The sequence below is a fragment of the Variovorax sp. P2_H12 genome (assembly GCF_056403395.1).
In genome coordinates, this window is record NZ_JBFUFO010000013.1 from 123,239 (window position 1) to 138,158 (window position 14,920).

Consider the following 14,920-nt stretch of genomic DNA (forward strand, 5'->3'; position numbering starts at 1 on the left):
GGAGATCCCCCTTGACCCACCCAAAAAAGTTCTGCGCCGCCCTGCTCGGCATGGGCATGCTGTTCGCATCCGTGGCGCCTGCCGTGGCGCAACAAGAGCAGGCACGACGTCGGGCCGACAACGCGCCGCTGGTGATCGGCCACCGAGGGGGCGCCAGCGGCTATCTGCCCGAGCACACCCTGGAAGCCTATGCACTGGGCATCGCCCTGGGGGCGGACTACATCGAGCCCGATCTGGTCGCCACCAAGGATGGGCAGCTGATCGCGCGGCACGAGCCCAACCTGATCGACACCACCAATGTCAAGAGCCTGCCGCAGTTCGCCGATCGGCGGCGCACCGTCATGCTGGACGGGGTCGCGACCGACGGTTTCTTTGCCAGCGACTTCACGCTGGCGGAGATCAAGCAGCTGCGCGCGGTCCAGTCCTTTCCCGAACGCGACCAGGCCTTCAATGGCAAGTTCCAGATCCCGACGCTCGCCGAGGTGATCGAACTCGCCAAGCGCAAGTCGCGCGAAGAAGGGCGCCGCGTCGGCATCTATCCGGAGACCAAGCATCCGACCTACCACCAGGGCATCGGCCTGCCGCTGGAAGACCGGCTGCTGGCCGTGCTCGGCGCGGCCGGGTGGAACCACCGCAACGCGCCGGTCTTCATCCAGTCCTTCGAGACGGCCAATCTCCGGTACCTGCGCGGCAAGACCAGCGTGCGGCTGATCCAGCTGGTCGATGCCAACGACGTCAAGCCCGACGGCTCGCTCGACTTCAGCAAGCCCTACGACAAGCCGTACGACTGGGTGGTGTCGAACCGCGACGGCCTGTTCAAGGACCTGCTGACGCCGCGAGGCCTGCAGGAGGTGAAGGGCTATGCCGACGGCATCGGGCCGTGGAAGCCCTACCTGATCCCGAGCGCCTGCAAGTCGGTGCAGGGCGGGGCCTGCGTCGACGTGACGGGCGACGGCGTGGTCGACGAGCGCGACCGCGTCCTGCTGCCGACCACCGATGTGATCGCCAATGCGCACCGTCTGGGGCTGCTGGTGCATCCGTACACCTTCCGCAGCGAGCAGAAGCGGCTGACCGGCAGCTTCGGCGGCAACCCGGTCAACGAATACCTCGCGTTCTACGAGGCCGGCGTCGACGGGGTGTTCAGCGATTTCGCCGACACCGCGGTCGCCGCGCGTGCGATGTTCCTGCTCAAGCACGATCCCGACTACGCCCGCTGCCTGGTCAATTCGCGCAAATGCGAACGCAGCAACGATTGACCTGGCGCCGCCGTCCCTCCGGCATCCGGATGCGCAGGCTTCGGCTCGCGAGTGTTGTCCTGGCCGCCGCGGCGTTCGGGCCATGGGCCCATGGCGAAGGCGGTTTGCCCGGCTCGCTCGGCGCGGTCGTGTCGAACGCCGCCGCGGCGGAGCCGTCAGGAGATGAGGCGTCGAGCCACGCGGCCGCCGGGGGGGCGGAGCGGGGCGGCGCGGTCTTCAGCCCGTTTGCCGAGGCGGCGCCAGCGGCGCCGCCGCCGTCGGCGCGGATGGCCCGCGATGCCGAATCGCGGGCGCCAGGCTTTGGCCTGACGCTGGTGGCGGGCCTTGCCGGCATCGCCGCGATCGGCTGGCTCGTGCTTCGCGCCTTGTAGGGCTCGCTGTTGCGGCGATGGCGCAGAGCCCCGGCGGCGGCGCCGCCGCGTAAATCAGGGCGATCCCGCCCGCGCGACAATCGCCCCATGAATTTCAGCAAAATCCTCGTCCCCGTCGGCGGCCTCATCCTGCTCGGCGTGGCCTATCGCAGCTACGGCTGGGCCGGCGTGGCACTGGTCGGCGGCGCCATCGTCATGTTCCTGCTGATGCACTTCAACCGCACGATGCAGGTGCTCAAGCGCGCCGCCGACCGGCCGATCGGCACGGTCGCGAGCGCGGTGATGCTCAACGCCAAGCTCAAGCCCAAGGTGACCTTGCTGCACGTGATCGCGATGACGCGCGCGCTCGGCGAGCAGCGCTCGCCCAAGGACGAGCAGCCCGAGCTGTTCCGCTGGACCGATGCCGGCGGCTCCTGGGTCGATGCCACCTTCGTGGGCGGCAAGCTCACCGAATGGACGCTGGTGCGGCCCCAGGTGGCCGAGGACGACGCGTCGCAGGCCGATGCGCCCAGCGCCGACGCCATCAAGCCCGGCGCCGCCGACGCACTGCGCCCGCCGGTCTAGCCGCGGGTCAGCGGCCCGGACTCAGAACGGCGCCGAGTCGTCGACCAGCGCTGCTTCGGCATCGGCATCTGCCTTGGGCGCCGCCGATGCGGCAGGCGCCGCAACCGCCGCTGCCGTGCCCAGGCGCATCTCGCCGCCCAGCGCTTCGAGCAGTTCGGGCACCAGCTGCCCCAGCTCGCCGGTCGCGATCGCTGCGTCGGCATCGAAGTTGTCTTCCTTGCCTGAAGCCGGCGCGTCGTCGAGCGTGCCTTCGAGGAACACGATCTTGCGCAGCTGCAGGCCTTCGGTCAGCTCGAAAGAGACGCGGTCGTCCCAGGTCATGGCGAGCCGGGTCGGGCGCTTGCCGTCGGCGATGTGCTGGCGCACCTCGTCGATGTCGAGCGGGTGCTTGGCGTAGCGCACCACGGCCTTCGATTCGTCGGTGGCCTTGAGCTCGCATTCGCGGTCGATCGTGAAGCCGGCGGGTGGCTCCTGGCTCGACAGCCACTCCGACATCGCGACCGCGGGCTCGACCTGCGAGTTGACCAACGCCACCGCAAAGCCGTCGAGCGACTTCACGAGGCTGGTGACCACTTCGTCGGCGCGCGCCGCATTACTGGCGTTGACCACCAGCCGGTGCGCCTTGGGGTCGATCCACACCGCGACCCGCGCGTGCCGCGTGAAGGCCAACGGCAGCAGCTCGTGGGTGACGTCTTCCTTGAGTTCCTTCTTTTCCTTCTTGCCGGGCTTGCGGCCGGTGGTGGCCTCGATCTGCGCGGCGCGCTCCTCGACCTTGCGGCGTACCACCGAGGCCGGAAGCGTCTTGCTTTCGATCATGAACTCGAGCAGCCACTGGCCGGCGACCGATTCGGCGAGCGGACCGTTGTCTTCGCCGCGGGGCTCGACCCAGCCGGCGGACCTTTCCTGCGACGGGCTGCAGGGGACGAAGCGCTGCGTGCCGAGGCCCAGTTCGACCTGGTCCAGCGACTGCGACCACGTGGTTTCGATGCGGTAGACGATGACGTTCTTGAAGACGGACACGGAATCCCTTTTCTGGCTGTTTGGCAAAACCGACCATTGTCGGTGCGGCGCCCGCGATCGGCGCCGGTAAAATCGAAAGCTTTTGCGACATACCCCCCCGGTTGAAGGACAAAGACATGAGCGCGCTGCCCCCCGCACTGGACGACCGTGACGGCAAGATCTGGATGGACGGTGAACTCGTGGACTGGCGCGAAGCCAAGATCCACGTGCTGAGCCATACGCTGCACTATGGCTGCGGCGTCTTCGAGGGCGTGCGCGCCTACAACACGGTCAACGGCACGGCGATCTTCCGCCTGGCCGAGCACACCGAGCGGCTCTTCAACAGCGCCAAGATCCTGCGCATGAAGATCCCGTTCACGCAGGAACAGGTCAACGAGGCCCAGAAGCAGGTGGTGCGCGAGAACAAGCTCGACAGCTGCTACCTGCGCCCGCTGGTCTGGATCGGCTCCGAGAAGCTCGGCGTCAGCCCCAAGGGCAACAGGATCCACGCGATGGTCGCGGCCTGGGCCTGGGGCGCCTACCTCGGCGAAGAAGGCATGAAGCGCGGCATCCGCGTCAAGACCTCCAGCTACACGCGGCATCACGTCAACATCACGATGACGCAGGCCAAGGCGGTCAGCAACTACAGCAACTCGATCCTGGCCAACATGGAGGCGCTCGACGACGGCTACGACGAGGCGCTGCTGCTCGATGCCAGCGGCTTCGTCTCCGAAGGCGCGGGCGAGAACATCTTCGTGGTCAAGGGCGGCGTGGTCTACACGCCAGACCTGTCGGCCGGCGCGCTCAACGGCATCACGCGCAACACCATCCTGCACATCTGCAAGGATCTCGGCATCGAGGTGGTGCAAAAGCGCATCACGCGCGACGAGGTCTACATCGCGGAGGAAGCCTTCTTCACCGGCACCGCCGCCGAAGTCACGCCGATCCGCGAACTCGACCGCGTCGAGATTGGCATCGGGTCGCGCGGCCCGGTCACCGAGAAGATCCAGAATGCCTTCTTCGACATCGTGAACGGCCGCAATCCCAAGTACGCCCACTGGCTCACCAAGGTCTGAAGACGATGTCCACCGCCAAGAGCACCATCGAACTCCTCGCCAAGGACCTGAACGACCAGGGCGGCGTGTTCTGCCCCAATCCCAAGGCCGACATGCAGCTCTGGAGCGCGCACCCGAAGGTCTACCTCGACGTGGCCCGCACCGGCGAGGCCAAGTGCCCGTATTGCGGCACCGTGTACCGCCTCAAGGCGGGCGAGGCTGCGGGGCACCACCACTGAGCTGGCCCGGGCGTCTCGCGCGCAGCGCGTGAAGGCGCGCCGTGGCGGCACGGCGCCGGGAGCGAAACCAATGTTTGGCTTGTTCAAGTCAAAGCAGCCGGCGCCTGCGGCGCGCGGCTTGTTCCTCATCAACGTCAAGGTCGGGCGAGGCTCGAACGGCAAGTTGCCGTCGACGCTCGCCGGCGCCTATGTCTCGGCCTACGCGACGGCTGCGGACCATGAGGTCGCCATGCGGCTCGCGGTGGCGAAGCTGAGGTCCCAGGGCTTTGAATTCCTGGCCACCCAGGGGCCGGTCACGCGGCTCGACCCGGGCGAGTGGTCCCGTCACGTTGCGCAGTCCTGGCCTGAGTTCATCGACGAGCTTCCCAAGCAGCACGAAGTCGCCGCGGGCCTCGAGGGCGAGATGGTGTTCTTCGGCCCGTTCGTGGGCTATGAGCGGGGCGTCGAGGGCTGAGCTCGGCCGGCGTCGCCGCTCGGCTCTATGAGTCGTTGACCGTCTCGTGTTCGGCGGGCATGAGGATCTCGAGGAGCTCGCAGTCGTCCGACCAGCCGACGACCGTGTGTCGGATGCCGGGTGGCTGGACCCAGCACGATCCGGCGACCAGCCGCTGCGGTCCGACGCCCTCGAAGTCCGTCTCGAACCAGCCCTTCAGGCAGTAGACCAGCTGGAATTGCACATCGTGGTGATGTCGCACGCTGAGTTCGGTGCGGAACGGCGCCACCATGCGGATCACATGGGCATGAGCCAACCCGTTCGTTGCAGCCGCGACGCCCAGGTCGCGGTAGGACGAGTAGGCTCGCAAGCCACCGGTCTTGAAATCGGCCTCGTGGTGGTGGCTGATCACGAAGCGCTGCGGTGCCGCATGAGACGGGTGGTCCATCCGATTCTCCGAAATGTTCGTCAGACCGTAATCTGATCGCCAAATCAGAGCGGCGCAAGTGCAGCGGCCGGTGCCACCCCATTTCGCCGCGGCGGCACCAGCCCGCGCCACGAATCCCCCGGCTCCTGCGCCAGCCGCAGGTAGACCATCGCCACCCACAGCAGCGCCAGCCCGATCTGCGCATCACGCAGGGCCGAGTTCACGCTGGTGGCGATCAGCATGACCAGCGTCGCGACGAAGGCCAGGCGCCCGGCGAGGTCGTCGCGCCGCCAGGCCACCCAGACCGCCACGAGGCAGATGACCAGCAGGCTCAGGGCACCCGGCACACCGCTCTGCGCGCCCATCCAGAGGAAGTCGTTGTGGGGCATGTTCTTGTAGTCCAGCAGCTTCGGCCCGCGCAGGTGCCACTGCTCGGTCCAGCCGCCGATGCCCCAGCCCGTGAGCGGCCGGTCGATGATCATGCGGGCGGTGTCGCGGTACATGTAGTAGCGCACCACCCAGCTGGCCTCGGAGATCTCGCCGGCCTGCGCGGCCTCGATCTCCTGGATGCCGACCGCGAATTTCTGCTGCACCACCGGCGTGTTCCACAGGGCGCCGACGCCGATCGCGCCGACGACCATCAGCACCAGCGCCAGCACCTTGAGCTGCCGCCGCCACTGGTGCACGCAGGCGGCCGGGATCACCAGCAGCAGGGCCAGCAGCGAGGTGCGCGAAGGCAGCGTGAAGGTGATGATCACCATCACCGCCGGCACCAGCGCGAAGGCCGCGGCGGCGCGCCAGGGCCGATGCTCGACCAGCGCCTTGAGCCCGTACACCGCGGCGGAGGCGCCCATGATCGTGAACAGCAGCGCATTGCTGATCGACTTGTTGCCGACCAGGATCAGCACGCCGCGCCAGGGCTCCCACATCGGGAAGCCGACCGTGTAGTACAGCGCGATCAAGACGATGTTCGCGAGCCCCATGAGCCAGAAACCGCGCACGGCCCAGATCGCCTCTTCGCGCGTGAGCGCCAGCGCCATCAGCACGGTGGCCGCGATGCGCAGTCCGTGCACCAGGTTCGAGGCTGTCTCGGGGTAGTGCGGCCCGATCGCCAGAATGACCAGCGTCCAGATCACGTAGGCCATCACCGGCCACCACATCGGGTTGCGGCGCAGCCGCACCGCCCGCTCGCGCCAGCCGCCGGCGGCCGCGAGCGCGACCATCAGCAGCAGCGCTGCCAGGTAGGTGACGCCGACCGGCATGAACACCGTGAGCCCCCAGAACATGGCCGCGGCCCGAACGATGTGCGATCTCTGCATAGTGCCGAATTCTAGAAGGGTGCTACCCGCACACAGTTCGGCAGGTTGCGCGTTTCGCCCCCCGGTACCCGGCCGGCGCAGCCAGGCCTGTTGGTGGAACACCGCGGAACCGGCTTCGCCGGGCCGCTGGTGTTGCCCCCGGTAGGGGGTGGGCGGGCTACACGAAGTGAGCCCAACCTGGGGGCGAGCCTAATGCGGGAGGGTAATGACGAAGCTGGCGCCGCCGCCGGGGCGATCCTCGCAGCGCACGCTGCCGCCGTGGCGCTCCGTGATCGACTTCACCAGCGCCAGGCCAAGCCCGACGCCGCCGTTGCGTTCGCTGGCGCCCGGCAGGCGGTAGAAGGGCTCGAAGATGCGCTCGCGCAGCGCCGCCGGCACGCCCGGGCCGCGGTCGTTGACGCGGATCTCGGCCTGGCCGGCCCGGCTGCCGATCTCCACGCTGGTCTCGCCGGCGCCGTAGCGGCCCGCGTTCTCGAGCAGGTTGCGGATCGCGCGGCGCAGCAGGCGCGGCACGCCCCGCACCGTGAGGGCGTCGCTGTCGGTGCCTTCCTTGACATCGAGGTCGGCATCGACGCGCGCGCATTCCTCGGCGGCGAGGCCCGTGAGGTCGACGGTCTCGACGGTGCCCATGTCGGCTTCCTTGGCGTCCAGCCGGCTGGCCAGCAGGATCTCGTCGATCAGCTGGTCGAGCTCGGCGATGTTGCGCGAGATCTCCTGGCGCGCGGCCGGGCCGGGCCGCTCGCCCATCAGCTCGAGCCCCATGCGGATGCGCGTCAACGGCGAGCGCAGCTCGTGCGAGGCATTGGCGAGCAGCGACTTGTGCGAGCGCACCAGTTGTTCGATGCGGGCCGCGGCGGCATTGAAGCCGCTGGAAAGATCGGCCACCTCGTCCTGGCCGTCTTCGGGCACGCGCGCCGACAAGTCGCCTTCGCCCCAGCGCTGCACGCCGCGCTGCAGCGCCTCGAGCCGCTTGGTGAGCCGGCGCACGATCGGGTAGACGCCCAGCGCGACCGCCACGCCCACCAGCGCCACCATCCAGCCGAGGCCGAAGGGCGTGCGCCAGGGCGACATGCCCGGCTGCCCGCCCGGACCGCGGTCGCGCGGCGCCACCTGCAGCGAGAGCGTCCGGCCGTCGTTCAGGGTGACGTCGAATTCCAGCCCCTGGCCCGGCACGCGCATGGCCTTGCCGCTGCCGATGTGGCGGTCCTGCGAATCGAGCACCACGACCTCGCGCGGCACCGGCGCCAGCCGCTCGCGCTCGCTCTCGGCGGCCTCGCGCACGATCCAGTTGGCCGTGAGCGTCAGGATGAAGACGCCCGCCACCACCGCCAGCCAGACGCGGACGTAGAGATGGCGGCGGTAGAGATTGAGAAGCATCAATCTTGCTGCTTGGCGAAGACGTAGCCCACGCCGCGCACCGTGAGGATGCGCTTGGGGTTCTTGGCGTCGACCTCGATCGCGGCCCGGATGCGGCCCATGTGGACGTCGATCGAGCGGTCGAAGGCCTCGAGCTCGCGTCCGCGCACGGCTTCCATGATCTGGTCGCGCGTGAGCACGCGGCCGGCGCGCTCGGCCATCGCCACCAGCAGGTCGAACTGGTAGGAGGTGAGGTCGGCGGGCGCGCCGCCCACCGTGACGGTGCGCGCGTTGCGGTCGATGTCCAGCGTGCCGAAACGCATCACGGCGGGCCCCTCGGAATCGCTCGCGGTTTCGCCGCGGCGGCGCAGCACGGCGCGGATGCGCGCCAGCAGCTCGCGCGGCTCGAAGGGCTTGGGCAGGTAGTCGTCGGCGCCGATCTCCAGCCCGATGATGCGGTCCATCGGATCGCCCTTGGCGGTCAGCATCAGCACCGACACCTTGGCCTGGCCGCCCGGCAGCGCGCGGATGCGCCGGCAGACCTCGAGGCCGTCGGTGTCGGGCAGCATCAGGTCGAGGATCACGAGGTCGGGCGAGCGCTGCTGCAGCATCTCGAGCCCGCTGGCGCCGTCGGCGGCGTGGGAGAAGCCGAAGCCCGACTGCGTCAGGTATTCGCCCACCATCTGCGCCAGGCGGGTGTCGTCTTCGATCATCAGGAGTTGCGGGGTGCTCATTCGGGGTGTCTCCGCGCGGCGTGCCACGGTGGTTGTACTCAGGGGGCTAGCTTCCTCCTGCGGGGTGGCGCAGGCTTGAACGCTTCGTAAAGTTGGGTAAACCTTGCCGCCGGCGGTTTCATCCGGCGGCGAAAAGAAGGGGCCCGGGCGGCGCGCCGGCGGGTGCGGTCGCCTGCGCCAGCAGCGCGGCCAGCGCGCCGCCGTCCAGGCCCGGGTGGTCGCGGCCGGCGCGGGCCAGCATCTCGCCGGCCAGGGCGTTCAGCCGGTCCACCGACTGGCGCATGCGGTTCCTGAAGGCGTCGTCGTCGAGGGTGTCGTTCAGGCTGCGGTTGAGTTCGGCGAACCACGGCAGCGCGGCCTGGTCGAGCAGCACGGCCGGATTGCGCCGGTGGCTCACGGCGGACCAGTCGCGGAAGAAGGCCTGGGCCGCGACATTGAGGCGCTGGCCCTGCTGCAGCTCGCCGCGCAGGCTGCCCAGCAGGGCCAGGTCGGTGAGCCGCCGCTGGAAGAAGATCTGCGCCAGCACGCCCCAGTAGTAGCTGTAGTCCCAGATCACCTTCACCGGCAGCACCTCGGGGTCGCCGAACAGCGGGTACTGGTCGGTGTAGAGCGCCAGCGTGCTCTCGTAGAACGAGTGGTAGATCTGGTCGTAGAGCTGGGTCCGCGCCGCCAGCGCATGGCCGGCGCGGTCGCGTCCGACCAGGTCGCAGATGTAGGTGTTGGACACCGCGATGAAATCGCTGCCCGGCGAATAGAAGGGGTCGAGGAACAGCCCGGCATCGCCTGTGAGCGCCCAGCGCCGGTCCGAGAACACCTGCTTGCAGCCGTAGGAGAAGTCGCGCAGGAAGGCGAAGTCCTGCAGCCGGTGGCGCTTGCCGTCGAGCGCGTCGTAGAGGCGCGGCTGCCAGGTCTGGAGCCACAGCATCGCCTTGTCGAAGGTGTCCATCCGCTCCAGCGGATGCAGGCGCGGGTCGGCGACGATGCCCACGGAATGCGAGCCCGAGGCCAGCGGGATCAGCCAGACCCAGTAGCCCGCGCCGACCAGGTGGTTGGTCGACAGCCAGCGCGACGGCGGTTCGCAGCAACGCGTGCGCCAATGCGGGTCGTCGGACCAGTCGTCGATCGCGATGTGCTCGCCGATGCGGAACCAGACCGCGTTGCAGTCGTGCGCGTTGGCCTGCTCGAGCCCGAGCTTGCGCTTGAGCAGGCCGGCGCGGCCGCAGGCGTCGACCAGCCAGCGGGTGTGCATCTCGAGCGTCTCGCCGCCCCGCGACCATTCGATCCGATGCGGCCGGCGCGGATCGTCGGCCAGGTCGATCCGGCGCACCGTCGCGTGGTCGATGAAGCGCGCGCCCTGGCGCCCGGCCTCTTGGGCCAGGTAGTTCTCGAAGATGCCGCGGTCGATCTGATAGCTCGGCACCGAGAGGTAGCGGCTGGCGCCGATCTCGGTCACCTGGTCGACGTCGCGCCGTCCTTCGCTGAAGAAGAAGCGGAAGCCGAACTTGCGCAACTGGGCGCCATGCAGGTGCGGCTTGAGGCCGAGCACGGTGTCGAAGTAATGCGCGCCGATCTCGACCGATGATTCGCCCACCTTGTGGGTCGCCTGCGGCACCGGATGCGTGCGGCGCTCCAGCACCACGACATCGATCTCGGAAAAGCGCTGGCGAAGTTGCAGCGCCAGCGTGAGGCCTGCGAGCCCGCCGCCCATGATCACGACATCGTGTGCGGGGGGGCGGCTCGCGTCCATGGGGCGTCAGCCCTGCGGTTCGAGCTGAAGCTCTGGTTGCAGCTGGAGCTGCAGCGACAGCGTGGCCGACAGCGGCAGGCTCAGCGACTCGGACTCGCCGCGCGCCAGCGCCTCGAACAGCGGCAGGGCATCGGCCATCGCGTTCACTTCCAGGGCGCGTGCCGCGGCGCAGCGAGCCCGCGTCGCCGGCAGGGCGCCTCCGGCCAGCGACCACTCGAAGGACGCCACGGTGCGCTCGGTGCGCGTGGGCGACAGCACCAGGGCCACGGCCAGCATCTCGCGGCTGGTCGTCACCGAGGCCAGCGCGCCCACGGCCGGCATGTCGTAACCGGCCAGCAGCACGGCGCGCTGGTCGGCGGCGCACTGCGCCCCCCCGAACTTGTGGAACTTGATCGGCGACAGCAGCAGCGGATCGGCCGCCAGCGTGCCGCACATGTAGTCGTTGATGCCCAGGTCGCCATGCGCCGAGGCGAAGACGCAGGGCAGGTCGGCCGCGTTGCGGCCCGAGCCGGCCACGGCGGCGGCGGCCACTTCGAGCGCCAGCGCCACGGTGTCGGGGGCGCGCCGGCGTTCGGCCGGCGCCAGCAGCTGCGGCGAGGGCCGCTTGGCCGGCGGGGCGGCCGGCGCGCCCTCGCCGCGGAACACGGCGCTGGCGATCTCCCAGCCCGGCAGCGTCGCGGCCCAGAAGGCCGGGCCTTCGATGTAGAGCGTGGGGGTCTTGTTCGTCGTCATTGAAGTACCTTCGTGCTGCGCACTGCGGTGCGAGCTTGCTTGGGAGCGGCCCGGCGCTGCGCTCATGCTGCGGCTCCCTTGCCGAAGACCAGCGAGCAGTTGTTGCCGCCGAAACCGAAGGAATTGCTCAGCGCGTAGCGCACCTCGCCGCGCGCGGGCTGCAGCTTGATCTGCGGTCCGCACTCGGCATCGAGCGTGGTGGTGTTGACGGTGCCCGGCTTGAGGCCGGTCTCGATTGCCAGCAGGCTGATCACGGCCTCGACGATGCCGGCCGCGCCCAGCGTGTGGCCGGTGAAGCCCTTGGTCGAGCTGGCGTGGATGGTGTCGGGGAATCGGCGCGTCACCAGGGCCCCTTCGACCTCGTCATTCTTGGTGCTCGCGGTGCCGTGCATGTTGATGTAGTCGATGGCGTCGGCCGCGAGGCCGGCGCGCGCCAGCGCGTCGTCGAGCGCCTTCTCGGCGCCCAGGCCCTCGGGATGCGGGGTGGACATGTGGTGGGCGTCGCTGGCCTCGCCATAGCCCAGCAGTTCGAGCCGGCCGCGGCCGCGCTCGACCAGCGCGAAGCCCGCGGCTTCGCCGAGGCTGATGCCGTCGCGTGCGGCATCGAAGGGGCGGCAGGGCGCGGACGAGACCAGTTCGAGCGAGTTGAAGCCGAACAGCACGCTGCCGCACAGCGTGTCGACGCCACCGACCACGGCCGCGTCGACCAGGCCGAGGCGGATCAGCCGCTCGGCCGAGGCGAACACCTTGGCGCTCGACGAGCAGGCGGTGGAGATGGTCTCGGCCGGGCCTTCGAGGCCCAGCGCCTGCTGCACGAAGAGGGCGAGCGAGTGCGGCGTGTGGACCATGGGGCGCTGCTGGGCGGCGGGGAAGGCGCCGTCGACCAGCTGCGTGTAGGCGGCCTCGGTCTCGCCGATGCTGGAGGTCGAGGTGCCGAGCACCAGCGCGATGCGCGTCGGGCCGTAGCGCTCGCGCGCGGCGGCGACCGCTTCCATGAAGCCGTCGGCCTGCAGCCCGAGCCAGGCCAGGCGGTTGTTGCGGCAGTCCCAGGCCGCAAGTTCCTCGGGCAGCCGGAGCGCCTCGAGTCCGTCGACGCGGCCGATCCAGGTCGGCAGCGGCGAGGCGCCGAAATCGTTGGCGCGCAGGCCGCTGCGCGAGTGCTCGAGGGCGTCGAGCAGAGGGGCCTTGCCCACACCGACGGCCGAGGTCGCGGTGAAGGCGCTGATCTGCAAGGGGAGGATGCGGGAAGGTGTCACGGTGGGCACGTTGCGATGGCTGAAACACGACAGCCTACCAGTTGGGCGCGATCCACCACGGTCGGTCAGGGCTTGGACCCCGCGGCCGGGCGCCTCAGGGCAGGGCGCCTAGGGCGAATCAGGCGCATCGGCCTTGCCGCGCTTGGCGGCCTGCGACGCCAGCGCCACCAGCAGCAGCACCGGCACCCCCATCACCGCCGTGCCGATGAAGAAGGCTTGGTAGCCAAAGGCGTCCACGAAGACGCCCGAATAGCCGGCGATGAACTTGGGCAGCAGCAGCATCAGCGAGCTGAACAGGGCGTATTGGGTGGCCGAGTAGTTGATGTTGGTCAGGCTCGACAGGTAGGCGATGAAGGCCGCCGAGGCGATGCCGCCGGCCAGGTTGTCGGCCGACACCACCAGCACCAGCGCCGTGAGGTCGTGCCCGCGCGAGGCCAGTCCGGCGAACAGCAGGTTGCTGGCGGCGCTCAGCACGGCGCCCAGCATCAGCACCCGCATCACGCCGAGCTTCATCGACAGCACGCCGCCGACGAAGGCGCCGACCAGCGTCATCACCACGCCGTAGATCTTGCTGACCGTGGCGACCTCGTCCTTGGTGAAGCCCATGTCGACGTAGAACGGGTTGGCCATGATGCCCATCACCACGTCGCTGATCCGGTAGACCGCGATCAGCGACAGGATCAGCACCGCCTGCCAGCGGTAGCGGCGGATGAAGTCGGCGAAGGGCTCGATCAGCACGCTCTGCAGCCAGGCGGCCGCCGTCTTCGGCTGCGGCAGCGTGGCGCGCACCGGTTCCGGCGACAGCAGCACGGTGAGCACGCCCACCGCCATCGATGCGGCCATCACGAGGTAGGCCGTCTTCCAGGCGTTGTTCTGGTAGCCCGCGAGGCCGGGCAGTTCAGCCCATGCCGCGACCCAGAGCACGCCCGCGCCGGCCCAGATCATCGCCAGCCGATAGCCCGTCTGGTAGGCGGCGGCCAGCGCGGCCTGCTTGCGCGTGGCAGCGGATTCGATGCGGAAGGCGTCGAGGGCGATGTCCTGCGTCGCCGAGGAGAAGGCGACCAGCAGCGCGCACCACACCAGCGGCGGCAGGCCGTCGCGCGGGTCGTTGAAGGCCATGCCGGCGAGTCCTGCGATCACGCCCATCTGCGCCAGCAGCAGCCAGCCGCGGCGGCGGCCCAGCAGCGTGGTCAGCGGCGGGATCGGCAGCCGGTCCACCAGCGGCGCCCAGACCCACTTGAAGCCGTAGGCGAGCCCGACCCAGCTCAGGAAGCCGATGGTGGTGCGATCGACCCCCGCCTCGCGCAGGCGAAAGCTCAGCGTGCCGAGCACCAGCAGCAGCGGCAGGCCCGCGGAGAAGCCCAGCGCAAGCATGCGCAGTGTTGCGGGTTCGAGATAGACCTTGAGCGCGTCGCGCCAGGGCAGGGAAGGTGGGGCTTCGTCAGCCGATGGTGCGGACATTGAGAGAGGTTCGTTGGGGCTGCTTATTATTCCCGCATGTGTTTGCTCTGCGATTTTCGATCCGCTCCCCCTCGCGGACGCCGCGCCTTCCTGCTGGCGGCGGGCGCTGCCGCCGCATCGCCCGCCCTGGCGCAGGTCGACGTCGGCGAGGCGTCGGTGGCGCGCAACCTGGTGCCTGCGGAGAACATCGAGCGCGCCGGCGTCCAGCAATATCACCAGCTCCTGGCGCAGGCCCGGGCCAAGGGCGCGCTCGCGCCCGACGGCAATGCCCAGTTGCAGCGGCTGCGGGCCATCGCCTCGAAGATCATTCCTTTCACGGCGCAATGGAACCCGCGTGCCGCGACGTGGAAGTGGGAAGTCAACCTGATCGCCAGCAAGCAGATCAACGCCTTCTGCATGCCGGGCGGCAAGATCGCCTTCTTCACGGGCATCCTCGAACAGTTGAAGCTCAGCGACGACGAAGTCGCGATGGTCATGGGCCACGAGATGGCGCACGCGCTGCGCGAGCATGCGCGGGCGCGGCTTGCCAAGAACGCGGGAACGGGGGCGGCGCTGTCGATCGCGGCGCAGTTGTTCGGTCTCGGCCAGGCCGGCGATCTGGCGGCCCGGGCCGGCACCCAACTCATCACGCTCAAGTTCAGCCGCAGCGATGAGACGGACGCCGATCTCGTCGGCCTCGAACTCGCGGCGCGCGCGGGCTACGACCCGAAGGCGTCGGTGTCGCTGTGGACCAAGATGGCGAAGGCATCGAAGAGCGAAGGCGCGATCAGCTTCCTCTCGACGCATCCGAGCGGGCCGGACCGCATCAAGGTGCTGCAGGCCAACGTGCCCAAGGTCGAAGGCCTGTCAGGCCGTCTTCGCGCAGCGCCATGAGCGCGACAGACTCAGCGCGGCTGACGCGCCTTGACGCGCCCTGACGCCCGGGAGAACCGCGGCGCATCCGCCCGTGCTTGCGAAGGCCTGGCACATCC

At 69.4% G+C, this 14,920-nt stretch carries 16 protein-coding genes; 7 read left to right on the plus strand and 9 right to left on the minus strand.

What is annotated here, in order from left to right:
* Positions 1-11: 11 nt before the first annotated feature.
* The 3 genes from AC1DYK_RS11510 (at position 12) to AC1DYK_RS11520 (ending at position 2,191) form a co-directional block, all read left to right on the plus strand.
* Positions 12-1,256: a glycerophosphodiester phosphodiesterase gene (locus tag AC1DYK_RS11510; RefSeq protein WP_478166419.1), complete on the plus strand. Its 1,245-nt coding sequence runs from the start codon at positions 12-14 to the stop codon at positions 1,254-1,256.
* A complete protein-coding gene (locus tag AC1DYK_RS11515; RefSeq protein WP_478166420.1) occupies positions 1,235-1,627 on the plus strand; it encodes a hypothetical protein in 393 nt (130 codons plus the stop codon). The genes AC1DYK_RS11510 and AC1DYK_RS11515 overlap by 22 nt, the downstream gene beginning before the upstream one ends.
* 87 nt (positions 1,628-1,714) lie before the next feature.
* Positions 1,715-2,191: a glycerate kinase gene (locus AC1DYK_RS11520; protein ID WP_478166421.1), complete on the plus strand. Its 477-nt coding sequence runs from the start codon at positions 1,715-1,717 to the stop codon at positions 2,189-2,191.
* A 21-nt stretch (positions 2,192-2,212) separates the two neighbouring features.
* On the opposite strand, the gene AC1DYK_RS11525 is transcribed toward AC1DYK_RS11520, so the two are convergent.
* Positions 2,213-3,211: a recombination-associated protein RdgC gene (locus AC1DYK_RS11525; RefSeq protein ID WP_478166422.1), complete on the minus strand. Its 999-nt coding sequence runs from the start codon at positions 3,209-3,211 to the stop codon at positions 2,213-2,215.
* A gap of 116 nt (positions 3,212-3,327) precedes the next feature.
* On the opposite strand from AC1DYK_RS11525, the gene AC1DYK_RS11530 reads away from it, so the two are divergent.
* From AC1DYK_RS11530 to AC1DYK_RS11540, 3 genes are all read left to right on the plus strand, one after another.
* Positions 3,328-4,266: a branched-chain amino acid transaminase gene (locus AC1DYK_RS11530; RefSeq protein WP_478166423.1), complete on the plus strand. Its 939-nt coding sequence runs from the start codon at positions 3,328-3,330 to the stop codon at positions 4,264-4,266.
* Positions 4,267-4,271: 5 nt separating this feature from the next.
* Positions 4,272-4,484 carry a zinc-finger domain-containing protein gene (locus AC1DYK_RS11535; protein WP_442285544.1) on the plus strand — a complete coding sequence of 71 codons (213 nt, stop codon included), beginning with the start codon at positions 4,272-4,274 and terminating at the stop codon, positions 4,482-4,484.
* 118 nt (positions 4,485-4,602) lie between these two features.
* Positions 4,603-4,938, plus strand: coding sequence for a hypothetical protein (locus AC1DYK_RS11540; protein ID WP_478166424.1), 336 nt, complete (start codon positions 4,603-4,605; stop codon positions 4,936-4,938).
* A gap of 25 nt (positions 4,939-4,963) precedes the next feature.
* Here AC1DYK_RS11540 and AC1DYK_RS11545 read toward each other — a convergent pair whose 3' ends face one another.
* The 8 genes from AC1DYK_RS11545 to AC1DYK_RS11580 form a co-directional block, all read right to left on the minus strand.
* A complete protein-coding gene (locus AC1DYK_RS11545) occupies positions 4,964-5,365 on the minus strand; it encodes a cupin domain-containing protein (protein ID WP_478166425.1) in 402 nt (133 codons plus the stop codon).
* Between the two features lie 44 nt (positions 5,366-5,409).
* Positions 5,410-6,663: an O-antigen ligase family protein gene (locus AC1DYK_RS11550; protein WP_478166426.1), complete on the minus strand. Its 1,254-nt coding sequence runs from the start codon at positions 6,661-6,663 to the stop codon at positions 5,410-5,412.
* Between the two features lie 189 nt (positions 6,664-6,852).
* A complete protein-coding gene (locus AC1DYK_RS11555) occupies positions 6,853-8,040 on the minus strand; it encodes a HAMP domain-containing sensor histidine kinase (protein WP_478166427.1) in 1,188 nt (395 codons plus the stop codon).
* Positions 8,040-8,753 (minus strand): response regulator, encoded by a 714-nt coding sequence (locus AC1DYK_RS11560; protein WP_478166428.1) that lies wholly within the window; start codon positions 8,751-8,753, stop codon positions 8,040-8,042. The genes AC1DYK_RS11555 and AC1DYK_RS11560 overlap by 1 nt, the downstream gene beginning before the upstream one ends.
* Before the next feature lie 118 nt (positions 8,754-8,871).
* Positions 8,872-10,500, minus strand: coding sequence for an NAD(P)/FAD-dependent oxidoreductase (locus AC1DYK_RS11565; RefSeq protein ID WP_478166429.1), 1,629 nt, complete (start codon positions 10,498-10,500; stop codon positions 8,872-8,874).
* 6 nt (positions 10,501-10,506) lie between these two features.
* Positions 10,507-11,232, minus strand: coding sequence for a beta-ketoacyl synthase chain length factor (locus AC1DYK_RS11570; protein ID WP_478166430.1), 726 nt, complete (start codon positions 11,230-11,232; stop codon positions 10,507-10,509).
* A 62-nt stretch (positions 11,233-11,294) separates the two neighbouring features.
* A complete protein-coding gene (locus tag AC1DYK_RS11575; RefSeq protein ID WP_478166431.1) occupies positions 11,295-12,488 on the minus strand; it encodes a beta-ketoacyl-[acyl-carrier-protein] synthase family protein in 1,194 nt (397 codons plus the stop codon).
* 108 nt (positions 12,489-12,596) lie between these two features.
* Complete coding sequence (locus AC1DYK_RS11580) at positions 12,597-13,949, minus strand: AmpG family muropeptide MFS transporter (RefSeq protein ID WP_478166432.1); 1,353 nt, start codon at positions 13,947-13,949, stop codon at positions 12,597-12,599.
* 36 nt (positions 13,950-13,985) lie between these two features.
* Here AC1DYK_RS11580 and AC1DYK_RS11585 point away from each other — a divergent pair, with 36 nt between their 5' ends.
* Entirely contained in the window at positions 13,986-14,822 is an 837-nt protein-coding gene (locus tag AC1DYK_RS11585) for a M48 family metallopeptidase (protein ID WP_478166433.1), read from the plus strand.
* Positions 14,823-14,920 lie beyond the last annotated feature (98 nt).